Here is a 16102-nt window from a genome sequence, read left to right as displayed (position 1 = left end):
ATCCTGAAATAGCAAATATCTTACTTTTTTTATTATACACAACTTCGTCTGAATGAACAGCCAAAATGGTTTTCTTAAACAAAAGTTCGAGATTATTTTCTCAATACCCCTAAGAGGACACGAAATTTTTCTTTCTTTGTTTTTCCTTCTAATTCTTGAATCTGAAGGCGCCCAAATCCCCGTATCGAAACAATATCTAATAAGTCTAAAGCAAAATCTGGTCGTGTCGTTTCTGTCCAATTGACTTTTACTTTACCAGATTCGATCAATTGTTTTGATCGCTGCCTTGAAATATTAAATACGGCGGAAATCACACTATCCAGCCGCAAAGAGCTCATAGTCGTTCGCTCTTCCTGCCAACCATCCTTCGGTATCAAAATTTGTGTATAATCACGCTCTTCTAAACGAACAGTAATTTTACCAATTTTGTCGACTTGGTTAACAACGAAGCCAGCTACTTCTTGTGCTATAAAAACCTGCCACTTATCACCATCGGAAATAATATCTCCAAAGGCTTCCCTACGAACCCCAACATTCATCAAGGTGCCTAAAATTTTCCCATGAGATAATGTCGCAAATTTAGATGGATAAATAATTTCAAATAATACAACACCAAAATCTGTCTCTTCTGGTATGTAATACGCTGGATAAATCAAGCAGCGTTTTCGTTCTGCTTGCTCATAACCACCATAAAAAGTAAACGATAAATCACTGTTTTGTCGAATCAACGTTTCCAAAATATACGCCTGTCTAGGATCAAGAAAGTCTGTCAAATAAGGCGCGTATTGCATCTCCACTTGCTCTAGCCAATCCCCGACAGTGTCAATAAAAGGATGTTCATCTTTGCGGAAATGTTGATACACATTTGCGTTCATAGATAAATCATCCTTTCTAAAAGTTATTAATAAACAATAGCTCGTAAAATGACTGCTAAGCCACCCGCTGCTAGGTTAAGGACAATAATCCCTACCATTACGTTAAATCCAACCATTCCAATCCTTAAATTCAAACGGTCAAACAAACTTAAGTATGGTTCACAAATTCTAGAGAGCAAACGCCCAAAAGCAGAATCATATGCTCCTGGAAACCATGAAAGTAGCGCGTAAATCACTAGTAATCCTGAATAGATTTGAACGCCTTTGTATAATAGAGTAATCAGTGTTGCGATAATAACACCTCCCTAAGGCTTAGAAATCAAAGAATTGTTTGTTGGCTAAAGATTGTGCTGTCGCACTATCAATTTCCATATTCGCTGGTGTGCATAAGAAGATTTCATTGCCAACGCGCTGAATATCTCCGTCTAAAGCATACACAGTACCAGTTAAGAAATCAACGATGCGTCGTGCTTGGTCTTCTTCTACTAATGTAAAATTAACTAGCACAGCTTCTTCAGCAAATAAATGTTTCGCAATGCTCATTGCTTCTGAATACACACGTGGTTCAATAATAGTAATTTTATGTGTTTTTGCATTGGCGGTGCTTTCTTGTGCTCGTCTTGTATTCGTAGTCGCTGATTGATTAGAACTACGCATAGAAACCACTTTTTTCTCTGTGTAAGCAGCTTGTTGTGTGTCTCTTTCTTGATGCGCTTCAGCAGAACGATAGCGTGCAGAAGGTTTTTCAACTACAGGCTCACTTTGTTGTGTATAAGCTGGCTGACTGTAACTTTCCTGTTGTTGAACAGGGCGTTGTGGTTTAGGCCGAGCTGCACGACGCGGTGGTTCATTAACTGCTTTGCGCTCTTCATATTCTTCGTAGTTATCATAATAATCATCTTCTTCGCCAGATAAGCCAAAAAAGCTCGATAACGCATCCTTGTTAAAAATTGACATAAATTCCTCTCCTTTACGCATCTCTGAATAACGCTGTTCCGATTCGTATAAAAGTTGCACCTTCTTCAACTGCGATTGGGAAATCGTTACTCATTCCCATGCTAAGTTCTGTACAAGGAGCAAAAGATAAATGTTTCTCATTTACGGTCATTTGCAGCTCTTTTAATTCTCTAAATGTTGCATGTAATACTTCTTCACTTGCCCCAAAAGGTGCCATAGTCATTAGACCGACGATTTGAATTTTGTCCAAATCAGCAAGTTCTTGAATGAAAGGTAAGACGTCTTCTTTACGAAAGCCGTGCTTGCTTTCTTCCCCAGTTATATTCACTTCAACAAAACAACGAATAACTTTCGTTGCTCTTTTTTGAATTTCTTTGGCTAGACTCAGACTATCTAATGCATGAAAATAATCTATCTCATTAATAATTAATTTTACCTTCCTACGTTGTAAATTACCAATTAAATGCCACTGAATATCATTAAATTTTTCCAATCCAGCTTTCTTTTCTAGTAACTTATCTACTCGGTTTTCAGCTAAATTCTGGACACCAAGCTGAACAAGCTCTGCTGCTTCCTCAATTCCTACTGATTTAGTGACGCCAATCATTGTCACATCAGCAACAGAGCGCTGTGAGCTTTTGCATGCTAGCTGAAGTTGATTATTAATATTTGTTAAGTTTTCAGCTATCATTTCTAATCGATGCTCCTTATCGTTTTCTGCGGAAAAATGGTGGCGTACTTAATTCGTCATCATTGTGATTTGGTTCTTCACGGTGGAATGTGTCAAATTCTTTTTTGTCTACTTGTTCTAATGAAGATTCATCAACTTTTGGACGTGTATTTTGTTCTCTGCGAATATCCCAATCGCCAAAAGCACTTGCTTCTTCTTGTGATTTTGGTTGATCCATTTCCACAGATTGAGTTGTTTGTTGCATTGGTTGAACCGCTTGTCTTGTTTGACGGTGCGGTTTTCTATCCTTTTTTGATTCATCAATACCTGTAGCGATTACTGTTACACGAATTTCGTCGCCTAAATCTTCATTGATTGATGTACCTAGGATGATGTTCACATCACCTGAAGCAGCATTTGTAACGATATCTGAAGCATCTTGTGCTTCAAACAAGGTCATGTCTAAGCCACCAGTAATGTTTAATAAGACTTGTTCCGCACCATCGATTGATGTTTCTAACAATGGTGAAGAAATAGCTTTTTTCGTTGCTTCAATTACGCGTTCTTCGCCGCTCGCTACACCAATTCCCATTAAAGCTGTTCCTTGGTTTTCCATCACTGTTTTCACGTCAGCAAAGTCCAAGTTTACGTAACCTGGTGCAGTGATTAAATCTGAAATCCCTTGAACACCTTGACGTAATACATTATCAGCTTCTCTAAATGCTTCAAGCATTGGCGTTTTCTTGTCAACGACTTCTAATAAGCGGTTATTTGAGATAATTAATAGTGTATCAACGTTTTCTTTTAATAAGGCAATTCCTTCAGCGGCAAAACGACCACGTTTTGGACCTTCAAAACTAAATGGACGAGTTACTACACCAACTGTTAAAGCGCCTAATTCTTTAGCGATTTTTGCAACTACTGGCGCAGCACCTGTACCAGTTCCGCCACCCATACCAGCAGTAATGAAAATCATATCCGCGCCTTGTAATGATTCTGAAATCACTTGTTCACTTTCTTCTGCAGCTTTTTGGCCAACTTCAGGTTGTGAACCAGCACCTAAACCACGAGTGTATTTAGGGCCTAATTGAATCACTGTTTCTGCTTTTGAATGTTTTAATGCTTGAACGTCTGTATTGGCTGTGATAAATTCCACGCCTTTAACGTTTTCTTCGATCATACGGTTTACAGCGTTTCCGCCGCCGCCACCTACACCGATAACTTTAATGACTGCACCGTTGTTAATGTTATTGTCTAATGAAAATTCCATGATATCGTATCCTCCTGTTTATGTGATTAGTCGAAAATGTTCGAGAAGAAGTCTTTGATTTTGCCTGTCACTTTTTCACCAGACTCACGTTCGTTGAATTCTTCGTATTCTTCTTGAGGCTGTTCAGCATATGTGTCATAGCGAACTTCTTGTTGGACAGCGACTGATTGTGCTGGTTTCGATTTTTCACCAGGGATTGCATATTTGGCAATGTGATAAATATCGTTTAGTTGCGCTGAATATTCCACAATGCTAATGACATTAGCAAAGACTGGGTTACGTAAGCCCATGTGATTTGGTACGTATAGTTTTACGTTGGCTTCAAAAATCTCTTGCGCCAAATCGACAATACCTGGCATACTAGCGGCGCCACCAGTTAACACAACGCCTCCAGGTAATTCAAACGCATCAATTTCATCCAGAACTTCTTTTGATTTTCTCAAAATTTGTTCCACACGCGCTTCAATAATTTCTGAAAGGTAACGTTCGTCCACTCTTACAGGCTCTGACTTACCGATAACATCAACAGGAAACTCTTCGTTTGCTGAAGTTCTTTCTGGATAAGCATCCCCATAATTAATTTTTAAGGCTTCGGCGTTGTTAAAAGAAGTATTCAATACGATTGAGATATCTTTAGTGATGAACTCGCCGCCTTCTTGGTTAACATGAGTAAATTTCAATTGTTTGTCGTGGATAACAGATGTCGTTGTTTGACCGCCACCCATATCAATGACAATTGTTCCAAAGTCTTTTTCGCCATCTGTTAAAATTGTTTCCGTTAAAGCAAGCGGTGTAATCACTAATTCGTTAATTCCTAAGCCAGCTTTTTCAACACATTTACGGATGTTATGGATGATTGTTTTTGGTCCAGTATAGACAACGCCAAACATCTCCATGCGAACGCCAAGCATTCCACGTGGGTCTTTGATGCCTTCAAAGCCGTCGACGGTAAAGTCTTGCGGTAAGATTGCAACAATTTGACGTTCAGGAGGAGTTGAACGAACCAAAGCTGCAGATGCGACGTTGCGCACATCCTCATCTGTAATTTCTTTTGATTCACTGCTAACAGCTATCATTCCTTGACAGCTTTCTACTTCTAATAAATTCGCTGGTAATCCAACATTTACGCTTTTAATTTGAATGCCGGCTTTTTCTTCGGCTTGTCGAACGGCCCGTTGGATTGCTTGAACTGTTTGATCAATATCGACGACAATCCCTCGATTCAAACCGTCTGATTTTGCATTTCCAACGCCGATGATGTTCATTTGACCTTCAATATATTCAGCGACAACTACTTTGACAGAAGTTGTACCAATATCGAGGCCTACATACATTCCTGTTTTTGCCATGAACGGAATTCCTCCTCCTATTAATTCCAATATCTAAGCGGACAAAGGCGTCCGTTTAACTATCTCTTTTTTAGTATTATTCACTTCTTCCAATTTTACCATAAAAATGGGGGTTTTAGAAAGCAGATTATACGAATTTGTTCGTTAATTTTTGAAACATTTTTGTAAAAAACTTATTCTGCTTGTTGCACTTCTTGATTTTCTCCATTTGTCGGCGTACCGTTATTCGCTCCATCCGTTGCTACGCCTGCATTTGGGTCCACAACTTCTTGATTTTCAACCGCTGAATCTTCGGAAACTTCACTGCCCGTTTCTTCACTTTCTTTTTCATACGGATAAGAAAAAATGCCGACTTCCATATCAACGATTCCAGGTTTGTCCATTTGTTCGGCTACTTGTGAATAATAAGCCATTTTCTCACTTAAATCAGAAATATTAACAATCACTCGGTTTCCATCATTCATATAGACATTAATCAAGTCTTTATTGGTTTTGGATGGTGCATATTTAATTTCTGAAATTCCTTGTTTAATTTCTTGAGGTAATTTGTTGTAAGAGGCCATTAATTCAGGGATTAATTTATCCTCTTTGAAATTCTCAAAAATTGGTTTGCCACTTTCAGCAGCTTTGGTGGTTTCCGCCAAAGTTTTACCATTCTCTAAAATCGGATGATAGCCGCCTTTAGTCGCAGCAAGAGCGACAATTTGATACTCTTGAATATCAATTTTAAATGAATTAATACCATTTAACTTAATGTTCGCCTTTTTTATAATTGGAAACTTTTTCTGAATATTTGCAGAAAAATAATTTCTATTTGAATACTGCTCCCATAAGCCACTGCCCGTTTCAAGTTTTGACTGCTGAATAATCGCTTGACTCTCCACACTTTTGTTGCCTGAAACTGTTACTTCACTCAATCGACTAAGAGGCGAAACAAAATACAATGCCACTAAAATGGCTGTCCCTAAACAAGTTAAAATAAAGGCTAAACGCCTGTATAAGCGCTTGTTCCGTGTTTTCTTAACGTTCGGTAAACGATCTGCAAAATGCTCCTCTTCTTCCACTGTTTCTTGTGGAAGATGTTGTTGAGGCTCTTCTTGACTTTGTTCTTGTAAAGTGATGGTGACTTCTGCTTGTTCGTTTTCACCTTTTAAAGCAGCTTCTTCCGCTTGCTTCTTCAAATATTCTTGGTTTTGTTTTTGCCAAGGTGTCAGTTCAGGTTGAGACTCTTCCGATTTTTTTGGAGGTAATGGTTTTCTTTTTTTGAATATATCGTTCTCGTTACTAATCTTCCACACCTCCTATCTCAGACTAACGTTTTCACAACTTGATACAAACGATCACTTGCATCTGGGATGCCTTCCCCTTTGGACGCCGTTGCCATCTGTTGTCTTTTTTCATTGTTTAATAAAATATCATCAATTGCCGCAACTAAACGAGCGCCGGTCAATTCTGCATCTGGAATCATTTCAACAGCACCAACTTTTACTAAGCTTTGCGCGTTTTTCGTTTGATGATCATTCGTGACGTAAGGACTCGGAATTAAAATTGCTGGTAATCCTAATGCGGTGAACTCCGCAATTGAGGTTGCTCCTGCACGTCCCACCATTAAATCGGTATTAGCCATCACTTCAACCATTTTATCAATATACGGTTGCACACTTATGTTTGTCAATTTCTTTTCAGAAAGCTTTAGACTTTCTTGAAGTTCCTGATAATATCTTTCTCCTGAAGCGTATAAAACTTGATACTCTCTCTCTTCAAACAAAGGAAAGGCCTGTTCAAACGCTTGATTGATTTTCAAGGCGCCACGACTTCCGCCAAATAAAACCACCGTTTTCTTTGCTGGATCCAAGCCAAACTCTGATAAAATAGCTGACTTTTTCACCGTTACGACTTCTTGTCCCCGCGGGTTCCCTGTTAAAATTGTTTTTTCTTTCGGGAAAAAACTAGCGACATCTGGAAAACAAATCGCAATTTTATCCACATAACGACTTAAAAATTTATTTGTCATTCCGGGGATACTATTTTGTTCATGAATAATTGTCGGTATTTTCAATTGGTGGGCCGCATAAACTACTGCACCAGAAACATAACCACCTGTACCAATGACCACATCTGGTTGAAATTCACGAATAATTTTTTTTGCTTTATTAATGCTTGTTAAAAATAAATAAATTGTTTTAAAATTTTGAGGACTTAGCGAACGCTTGAATCCTTGAATTTTAATCGTTTTAAATGGAATTTTCGCCTTTGGCACAATTTGACTTTCTAGACCATTTTCTGTTCCCACATACAAGAATTCTGTTGCAGGTGCTTCTTTTTTGACGTGTTCGACGAAGGATAACGCAGGGTAGATATGCCCACCTGTGCCACCACCAGTTACTAGTATCTTCATTTTCTCACATTTCACTTTCTTTTAATTGTTGAACAGCTTGCATAAAGGCTTCCCCGCGTACTTCAAAATTCGGGTATTGGTCCCAACTTGCGCAAGCAGGTGATAGTAAAATAGTATCATCTTTTTCCGAATAATCAAAGGCAATGGTAACCGCCGTTTGAACATTTTCAGCAAATAAAATTGTTTCAATGTTCGCTTTTTTAGCAGCTTCCGCCAATTTTTCTTTGGTTTCTCCAAATAAAACAATTGCTTTGAGTCCCAGCAGAGCAGGAACCAATTCATCAAATGAGTTACCGCGATCCAAGCCACCCGCAAGTAAAAGTAGCTTTTGGTTGTCAAACCCACTTAACGCCATCTCTGTAGCTAAAATATTGGTTGCTTTTGAATCGTTATAAAAACGTCTTTGCTGAACTTCGCCAACAAATTGCGTTCGATGGGGAACGCCTGAAAAGTTTGTCAAAGTTTGTCTAATCTGAGCATTCGATACATTTTTTAATTTAGCTACACAAATCGCTGCGAGTGCATTTTCAATATTGTGACTGCCAGGAATCCCTAGCTCATCGGCGGGCATAATATATTCTTCATTAAAATATAATTTCCCCTCTAAAAGATAAGCCCCTTCTACTGCTTCTTTCGTTGAAAAAGGCAATACGTTGGCTGCTGTGGTTTTAGCTAACGTTTGAAGCTCTACTTGATTCCAATTTAAAATCAAGGTGTCCTCTGCGGTCATGTTTTTTTGAATGGCCCATTTTGCAGCAACATATTCTTTCCGCGAACCATGATAATCCAAGTGTGCTTCAAAAATATTTGTAATTACTGCGATTTGTGGGTGAAACGTCTCAATTCCCATTAACTGAAAACTAGAAAGTTCCATCACAAGATCATCCTTGGCCGTTGCTTCTTGAGCCACCGTACTCGCTGGAAAACCAATATTTCCCGCCAAACGTGCCTCACCAGCCGTTCTGTCAGCGTTTAGCAGTAAACCAATCATCGTGGTCGTGGTTGTTTTGCCATTGGTGCCCGTAATGCCGACAATTGGACATTCGGCAATTTGACCTGCTAATTCCACCTCAGTTATGATAGGAATTTTCCGAGTTAGTGCTTCTGCCACAAGTGGGTTTGTATAAGGAATGCCAGGATTTTTAACAATTAGTTCAAATTCTTCATCCAACAATTCAATTGGATGCCCCCCTGTAACAACACGAATACCCAAGGTTAATAAATCTTGGGCGTCAGGGTTTTGATCAAATTGTTTTGCGTCATTAACGGTAACGAGCGCACCTAACTCATGTAAGAGTTTCGCTGCGCTGACACCACTTTTAGCTAGTCCTAAAACCAACACTTTTTTGTTTTGATAGGTTGTTATTTTTTTCATTGTCAATTTCCCCTTTGATAGATTAGAAAAGAATCCATAATGTGATTCCTGAACAGATTAAACCGACAGACCAAAAGACAAAATCAATTTTCCATTCAGACCAACCACACATTTCAAAATGGTGATGAATTGGTGACATTTTAAAAATCCGTCGACCAAATAATTTAAATGAAGCAACTTGTAAAATAACACTTGCTGTTTCACAAACGTAGACAAGTCCAATTAAAAGTAGCGTCCATTCTTGATGCAAAATAATTGAAATTGCTGCTAACAATCCACCTAATGCTAATGAACCAACATCACCCATGAAGATTTTTGCTGGTTTTCTATTATAAGGGAAAAAGCCAATCAGCCCACCAATCACACTTAGGCAGATAATCACAACATCAAATTGTTGTTGTTTCCAGGCAATAATTGCATAAGTACCAAATGAAATTGTTCCTAAACCAGCAACTAAGCCATCAATCCCATCTGTCAAATTCACGGCATTAGAAAAACCGACTAACCAAAAAATAATAAACACGCCATAAAAAATACCTAACGGAACTTCTGCTACTCCAAACAAATCTAAGGTGTCTGAAAAGCCTTCACTTCGATAAACAAAGTAGAAAACCAACCCACCAAAAATTTGACCAATTAATTTTTGACGAGAATTTAAGCCCATGTTCCGTTTTTTAAAGACTTTAATGAAATCATCCAAATAACCTAGCAAACCGTATAACACTAAAATAAATAGAATAATTAGTAGCGACGGCGTAAATTGGTGGAAAAATAACCCCATTGCTAGCGAAGTAATCAAGCTGGCTACAAGGAAAACGACTCCACCCATTGTAGGGGTACCTGTTTTCACGCTATGCCAAGTTGGGCCATCTTCACGAGTAACCTGCCCTTGTTTTTTCATTTGAAAATAGCCAATGAATAGTGGCATTACGCTCACTGTAATGGCAAAACTCACCACTATGGGAATAAAAATCTGTGTCCACTCCATGTTATCTCTCCTAATTATTCTACGTTATTATTCTGTGCCTTCTAAAGTCACGGTTAATTTTTTCTCCGTAATTTCAGTTTCAGCAGCGATACTTTGTTTCGTCACATAGCCTTCACCTTTAAACTCGACAGTCAAACCTAATAGATCGCCAAACTTGGTAACATCGCTCTTGGACCAGCCGGTTAAATCAGGCATATAGTTCGTTCCATTTGTGATCAAAATCAATTTCTGATTAGGCATTAATTTTTCACCAGACGGCGTTGATTGTTTTTTGATTTTTTCACCATCACCGATAATCACAGGATCAACCCCGTTCACTTTGGCATTGGCCAACGCTTCCGCTGGTGTCATGTTTTTATAATCAGCAACTGTGACTTTATCAGAAGCTACTTTCGTTGTTTCCGGATCTGTCTCTTTAATGTCTAACGCTAATTTCATTAATGGGTTTGCAATTGCCGCCATTGCTTCTGAAGGCGAACCTGATTTTGCTTGTCTAAGTGTAATATACAAAACATATTCAGGATTATCCGCTGGGACCATTTCCACTACAGAAGACAAGACTTGACTTGCTCCATCAACGTACCCTTTACCATCTGAAATCTGGGCAGTTCCTGTTTTGGCAGCAACATGATAGCCTGGTACTTTATAAATATCATACGCAATCCCGTAAGTCGGGTCTTCAACAGTATCAATCATGTACGTACGAATCTGTTGAGCTGTTTGCGCTTTGATTGGGGTTCCTACGATTTGTGGTTCCGTAATCGTTTCTTTTCCTGTATTTTTGTCAACAATTTTGCTGATGTAATGAGGTTGCAACATTGAACCGTCATTTGCAATAGCTGAGAAACCTTTCATCATTTGGAAATTAGTAACTGTAATTGCTTGACCAAATGCCGACATTGCTCTATCTACAAAGTTTGTTCCTGGCAATTTACCAGCAGATTCACCACTTAAACCTGAATGCGTGCTCGTACCAAAACCAAATTTTTTCAAATATTCCATCCATTTTTCATCACCCATTTTTTGTTCTAGTTTTACCATACCAATATTACTAGACCAAGAAATGGCTTGACGATAATTCAAATATTCTTTCCCGTTCAACCGAGTGTAGTCATGGTCATTCACAGTTACATCCCCAACTTGAATTCCACCAACACGATTGAATAATTCATTAGGATTAAACTGTCCTTGTTCCATAGAAGCAGCTGTTGTAAATAATTTGATTGTTGAGCCTGGTTCATAAGGACTTTCAACTAATAGGTTCTGCCACGTACCATTATCGTCTAACCCTTGTTTCGTTTCAGGATTAAATGTTGGCCGTTGAGACATGGCAACAATTTCGCCTGTTTTTGCTTCCATTAACATGGCAGTCATAGAAACTGGTTCATATTTTTCATTAACTTGCGTCATTAAATCTTCTAAGGTATTTTGCAAGCGACTATCCAGCGTTGTGTAAATATCTTGACCATCCACTGCTTTTTTCTCTTCCGCCACAGTTCCTGGTAAGGCATTACCGTAAATATCTTTTTCAAAATACACACGGCCATCGGTTCCGCTTAAAATATCATTATAGGTCTGTTCTAGTCCCATCGCACCTACTAAGCCTTCTTTATCATCATCTGGATTGGCTGCTTTTGTATAGCCAATAAAGTGAGAAGCAAACTGCCCATTGGGATATAATCTGGCTGGATGTTCATTGAAATAAACACCTGAGATTTTTTTCTTTTTCAAATCTGCTTCAATTTTTTGGCGTGTTTCCAAGGTGATGTTTTGACCACCTGTACCAAATTCCACTTGATATTGTGTTGACCCATCTTCATGGATCCCATTATTCAAGTATTTCAATGCTGTTTTTTTGTCTAGTTTGGTATATTTCGCTAAAATTTCAGCAATATCATCGAAGTCTTTTTTCTCCGCATATAGCTTTTCATTATTTTGTCCCGTATATTTTTTTGATAATACGACATATAACGAATAGGAAGTAGCATCTTCTGCGATTGGATTACCATATCGATCTAAAATTGATCCTCGCTTAGCTTTTACCACTTGGCTTCCTTCATATAAAGAAGCTGTTTTTTCCTTTAGTGAGACACCGGCTACTTTGCCTGTTGCCACAATGTATGTCGTTCTAAAGGCAAATAAAAAGAACAATCCAATACTCGTAGCGAATAAAATGATGCCTACTTTTTTACGATTGTTCATCGGATTTAAGTTTTTCTTTTTCATGAATTGTTTAAATTTATGTCTTTTACTCATTATTTAACAGTCCTAACATTGTCGCCGTTATTTTCTAGTCCTTGTTTTTTAGCGACATCTTTGATTCGATCTGATTTAGAAAGTTCGCTTCTTTCTTGTTCCAATTTCAAAGCGTTATCTTCCTTTTCTTTAATGACTGCTTGTGTTTCTGTAATATCGTTCATGGTTTGGACAATTGTCGTTCTTACTTGAATTGTCGCAATTGCAATACCAATCGTTGCACAAACTAATACAACACCGATTAATTTTTCTAGTAAAGAGACATTTTTTAGTTTCTTTTTGGGTAATAGAGCGGGGACAGGTAGTGTTTCCTCTTGCATTTTTCTGTCTTGCTCTGTTGCCACAGTTGGCTGATCCATTTCTGGTGCTTCATAATGGAAATCATTTACTTTCTTCAATTCAGCCATGTGTCTACCCCTCTCTCTATCTAGATTTTATTTTTTCGGCAATGCGTAACTTCGCACTTCGTGAACGATTATTCTCAGATAACTCACTGTCACTTGGTAAAATTGGTTTTCTGGTAATTACTTTTAATTCTGGTTGAAATTCTTCTGGCACCACTGGAATGCCTGGTGGCAAATCTTGTACCGTACTGTATTCTTTAAACATTGTTTTAACAATACGATCTTCTAACGAATGGAACGTAATCACACTGATTCTGCCATTTTTCGCTAGCAAATCAATTGCTTGTTCTAGCGACTCTTCAACTGCCCCTAATTCATCATTAACGGCAATGCGAATTGCTTGGAAAATTCGTTTTGCAGGATGTCCACCTTTGCGTCTTGCTGGAGCTGGAATCGCCGTCTTAATAATCTCAACGAGTTCACCTGTTGTTTCAATTGGTTGCTTTTCGCGAACACGTTCAATTTCTCGAGCAATCTGTTTCGAAAATTTCTCTTCCCCATAACGAAAGAAAATTTTTACTAACTCACTATAGCTATACGTATTCACCACTTCGCGAGCCGTCAAGGGTGCGTCTTGATCCATGCGCATATCTAAGGGCGCGTCTTGATGATAGCTAAAACCACGTTCCGCTTCATCTAATTGTGGTGAAGAAACACCTAGATCGTATAGAATCCCATCAACATGGAACACCCCGTGTTCTGCCAATTCTTCTTTAATATTTCTAAAATTTGATTTGATGAAGGTCACTTGACCTTTGTCTACATATTTCTGCAAACGAGTCTTAGCATGTGCCAACGCTTTTTGGTCTTGATCAAAGGCATATAAATGACCGTGCTCATTCAATTGTGTCAGTAAGTATTCACTATGTCCGGCACCACCGAGTGTGCAATCTACGTATACGCCATCCGGCTTCACTTGTAATCCATCCACTGTTTCTTTTAAAAGAACAGTGTAATGGCGAAATTCTTCAGTCATCATTTGCCTCATTCCTAAAATCCAAAATCAATCATTGTTTCTGCTAATTCATCAAAGTTTTCTTCAGCTTCATCAGAGAATGCATGCCAACGTTCGTCACTCCAAATTTCAATTCGGTTAGAGACGCCGATAACAACACAGCCTTTTTCTAAACTGGCATGTGTTCGTAAATTCGCCGGAATATTGATACGACCTTGCTTATCAATCTCACATTCTGTTGCAGCGGAATAAAAGAATCGTACAAAGGTACGTGCATCTTTCTTAGCTAAGGGCATTTCTTGAAGTTTTGCTTCAAGTTGTGACCATTCATTTAAAGGATAACCAAATAAACAGCCATCCATCCCTCTCGTTACCACAAATTTTTCGCCAAGTTCCTCACGAAACTTTGATGGAACGATTAGGCGGCCTTTGGCATCGATATTATGTTGGTATTCACCCATAAGCATAGCCAATACACCCGCTTTTCCACTTGATAGAACAAGTCTACCACATCCCACCACTTTCTACCACTATAAATCTAAAAACTTCTATTTTTTAACTGTTATTTAAAATTTCTGTAATATTTACAGGGTTTTATGTAACAAGCATCACCCAACAAAAAATGTTATTATAACAAGGTTTTTACTATGTTTTTTATAAAATAACCCCACAAATAACAAAAAAACCCCACGGAGTGGGGAGTTGTGGGGGACATTTTCCCACAGCGTATTTCCCCTATTGTCTCCACGCTTTATTACAGTAGATAATGACTGATATTTAGCAAGATAAGCAACACATACAACACAAACGTTAGTAAAAACGTCAACCGCCAAAACATCTTGAAATATCGTCTATATAAAATCTCTCCATAATAATAAGCTTGAAACAGGGCAACAGCGACTCCTAATAACAAAATAGAAATCACAAAATACGGCATAATCGATTCATCATAACTATCTTTGGATAACTCATGGATCCCTATGAATAAAAACGGAATGGCCAAATCCGGTGCTTTTATTTTCCAACGTTCCGTTAGGGAAAAAGTGGACACGAGAAAATTGCACGCAAAGAGCACAATTACCGGAAAAATATACCAAAATAACATTATTGCCGAAAACGACACCATTCTCTCAACAAATCCTTTCATTCCACCTGCTATAACTATACTTCATCAACGTTACACAGATGTTTCATTTCGTTTAAATATATGTGCTAAAAGCCCTTTTTGCTTGCTTTTTCATATAAAAAACGGATTACTTATCAAACCATTTTCAAAACGAGGCCTCACCTATCGCGGCCACTTATTTTTGAATGTTTTTTATAAGCTTTTCTTCTCGTATTGTGTCATACTTCTATTATAATGGATTTAGAACAAAAAATGTTGATTCGGGGTGAATCTTTTGATTAATTATTTATTATTAAAAAATGACTATTTTGAACCTTGTTCACCAGACGATGAAGCCCTAAGTTGGATTTCGGTAGAATCTCCTACAGAAGAAGAAATCGAGCGTCTCGTCAATCAATACCACTTACCAACAGATTATCTTACCGGCGTTTTAGATGATGAAGAAAATGCTCGAGTGGAAGGTTTCCGCCACGAAAAATTACAAACGCCTACGTTACTTTTATTTCGTTATCCCAAAGCGAGTATCAGTCCTAGTGGCTATCTGCAAGTAGAAACGGTGCCGATTGCTTTAATCGCAACCGTCGATAACAAACTAATTACTGTTAGCAATGGGCCTAACGACATCGTTCATGGGATTCAAAAAGAGGCGTTCACGCATCAAGATCTTTCTATTGAGAAGGCCTTAATTTTAGCCCTTTCATGGAAGATGGCCCTTTCCTTCAATAAAAACTTACAAGCACTTATCCAACAAACCAACAAACTTGAAGGAGAGCTCCAAGTAGCCACAGAAAATAGTCAATTGTATCAGATTATGGACATTCAAAAAAGTCTAGTTTATTTCGAAGCAGCTTTAACGGATAATTTAAAAGTATTAAAACGTTTATATAGCGCTGAAATTTTTAATCATCCAGAAAAACATTTGCCATTTTTAAGGGATATTCTGATTGAACTAGAACAAGGACTGAATACGACTAAAATACAACTAAAATTAGTTGATAACATTAGTAATACTTTTTCAGCAATCGTTTCAAATAACTTAAATAATGTCATGAAAATTTTAACATCCTTAACAATTGTCCTAACCATCCCGACCATCATCGGGGGAATCTACGGCATGAATGTGAAACTCCCTTTTGCAGAGCATGAATATTCTTTTTGGATTATTTTTGCTATCACTACCTTAATCTGCGTAATTAGTATTCGAATTTTAAAGAAAAAGAATCTCTTATAACTTTAGGTTGCTGTTTTCAGGAAAAGGTTGTACACTATTAGCAGAAATTAAAAAGGACGTGTCATTTATGAACGACAAAGAACAAAGTCGCTTTTCAAAAATCACGAAAGTCGTGGTTTGGCTAATGCTGATCGCAATTGTAGGTTCAACTGTTTTAACAGCAATTCTTAGTCTTTAAACTGGAGAACTTTTTCACACATTAAAAGTAAAAAAACAGTCCCTTCTATCAATTGAAGGGGCTGTTTTTT

At 38.0% G+C, this 16102-nt stretch carries 17 protein-coding genes; 2 read left to right on the top strand and 15 right to left on the bottom strand.

Features of this window, described 5'->3' with window-relative positions; genetic code table 11:
- Positions 1-92 precede the first annotated feature (92 nt).
- The 15 genes from IGL36_RS03950 to IGL36_RS03880 form a co-directional block, all read right to left on the bottom strand.
- Entirely contained in the window at positions 93-875 is a 783-nt protein-coding gene (locus IGL36_RS03950) for an RNA-binding protein (protein ID WP_002355903.1), read from the bottom strand.
- Between the two features lie 26 nt (positions 876-901).
- Positions 902-1159, bottom strand: a complete 258-nt coding sequence (locus tag IGL36_RS03945; protein WP_002355902.1) for a YggT family protein — start codon at positions 1157-1159, stop codon at positions 902-904.
- A gap of 28 nt (positions 1160-1187) precedes the next feature.
- Positions 1188-1832: a cell division protein SepF gene (locus IGL36_RS03940; protein ID WP_002355901.1), complete on the bottom strand. Its 645-nt coding sequence runs from the start codon at positions 1830-1832 to the stop codon at positions 1188-1190.
- A 13-nt stretch (positions 1833-1845) separates the two neighbouring features.
- On the bottom strand, positions 1846-2523 hold the full coding sequence (locus tag IGL36_RS03935; protein ID WP_002358890.1) for a YggS family pyridoxal phosphate-dependent enzyme: 678 nt from the start codon (positions 2521-2523) through the stop codon (positions 1846-1848).
- Between the two features lie 16 nt (positions 2524-2539).
- A complete protein-coding gene (ftsZ, locus tag IGL36_RS03930; protein ID WP_002355899.1) occupies positions 2540-3772 on the bottom strand; it encodes a cell division protein FtsZ in 1233 nt (410 codons plus the stop codon).
- A gap of 26 nt (positions 3773-3798) precedes the next feature.
- Entirely contained in the window at positions 3799-5121 is a 1323-nt protein-coding gene (gene ftsA / locus IGL36_RS03925; RefSeq protein WP_002355898.1) for a cell division protein FtsA, read from the bottom strand.
- A 173-nt stretch (positions 5122-5294) separates the two neighbouring features.
- Positions 5295-6419 carry a cell division protein FtsQ/DivIB gene (locus IGL36_RS03920; RefSeq protein WP_002397920.1) on the bottom strand — a complete coding sequence of 375 codons (1125 nt, stop codon included), beginning with the start codon at positions 6417-6419 and terminating at the stop codon, positions 5295-5297.
- An 8-nt stretch (positions 6420-6427) separates the two neighbouring features.
- Positions 6428-7519, bottom strand: a complete 1092-nt coding sequence (murG, locus tag IGL36_RS03915; protein ID WP_002378131.1) for an undecaprenyldiphospho-muramoylpentapeptide beta-N-acetylglucosaminyltransferase — start codon at positions 7517-7519, stop codon at positions 6428-6430.
- 4 nt (positions 7520-7523) lie between these two features.
- A complete protein-coding gene (gene murD, locus IGL36_RS03910; RefSeq protein ID WP_002397923.1) occupies positions 7524-8894 on the bottom strand; it encodes a UDP-N-acetylmuramoyl-L-alanine--D-glutamate ligase in 1371 nt (456 codons plus the stop codon).
- A 22-nt stretch (positions 8895-8916) separates the two neighbouring features.
- Positions 8917-9882, bottom strand: coding sequence for a phospho-N-acetylmuramoyl-pentapeptide-transferase (gene mraY / locus IGL36_RS03905; protein ID WP_002355894.1), 966 nt, complete (start codon positions 9880-9882; stop codon positions 8917-8919).
- Between the two features lie 27 nt (positions 9883-9909).
- Complete coding sequence (locus IGL36_RS03900) at positions 9910-12138, bottom strand: penicillin-binding protein (RefSeq protein ID WP_002391503.1); 2229 nt, start codon at positions 12136-12138, stop codon at positions 9910-9912.
- Positions 12138-12545, bottom strand: a complete 408-nt coding sequence (ftsL, locus tag IGL36_RS03895) for a cell division protein FtsL (protein WP_002385090.1) — start codon at positions 12543-12545, stop codon at positions 12138-12140. Before ftsL ends, IGL36_RS03900 begins: the two co-directional genes overlap by 1 nt.
- Positions 12546-12561: 16 nt before the next feature.
- A complete protein-coding gene (rsmH, locus tag IGL36_RS03890) occupies positions 12562-13518 on the bottom strand; it encodes a 16S rRNA (cytosine(1402)-N(4))-methyltransferase RsmH (protein WP_002355891.1) in 957 nt (318 codons plus the stop codon).
- A gap of 14 nt (positions 13519-13532) precedes the next feature.
- Positions 13533-14018 (bottom strand): division/cell wall cluster transcriptional repressor MraZ, encoded by a 486-nt coding sequence (gene mraZ / locus IGL36_RS03885; RefSeq protein WP_002383402.1) that lies wholly within the window; start codon positions 14016-14018, stop codon positions 13533-13535.
- Between the two features lie 233 nt (positions 14019-14251).
- Positions 14252-14644 carry a DUF3397 domain-containing protein gene (locus IGL36_RS03880; protein ID WP_002383401.1) on the bottom strand — a complete coding sequence of 131 codons (393 nt, stop codon included), beginning with the start codon at positions 14642-14644 and terminating at the stop codon, positions 14252-14254.
- 244 nt (positions 14645-14888) lie between these two features.
- Here IGL36_RS03880 and IGL36_RS03875 point away from each other — a divergent pair, with 244 nt between their 5' ends.
- Both IGL36_RS03875 and IGL36_RS03870 read left to right on the top strand, forming a co-directional pair.
- Positions 14889-15854, top strand: a complete 966-nt coding sequence (locus IGL36_RS03875; RefSeq protein ID WP_002383400.1) for a magnesium transporter CorA family protein — start codon at positions 14889-14891, stop codon at positions 15852-15854.
- A gap of 67 nt (positions 15855-15921) precedes the next feature.
- Positions 15922-16032 carry a DUF4044 domain-containing protein gene (locus tag IGL36_RS03870; RefSeq protein WP_002383399.1) on the top strand — a complete coding sequence of 37 codons (111 nt, stop codon included), beginning with the start codon at positions 15922-15924 and terminating at the stop codon, positions 16030-16032.
- The last annotated feature ends 70 nt before the right edge of the window (positions 16033-16102 follow it).

The sequence above is a fragment of the Enterococcus sp. AZ011 genome (assembly GCF_050548355.1).
Classification (GTDB): domain Bacteria; phylum Bacillota; class Bacilli; order Lactobacillales; family Enterococcaceae; genus Enterococcus; species Enterococcus faecalis.
This window is presented reverse-complemented; position numbering and strand designations above follow the sequence as displayed.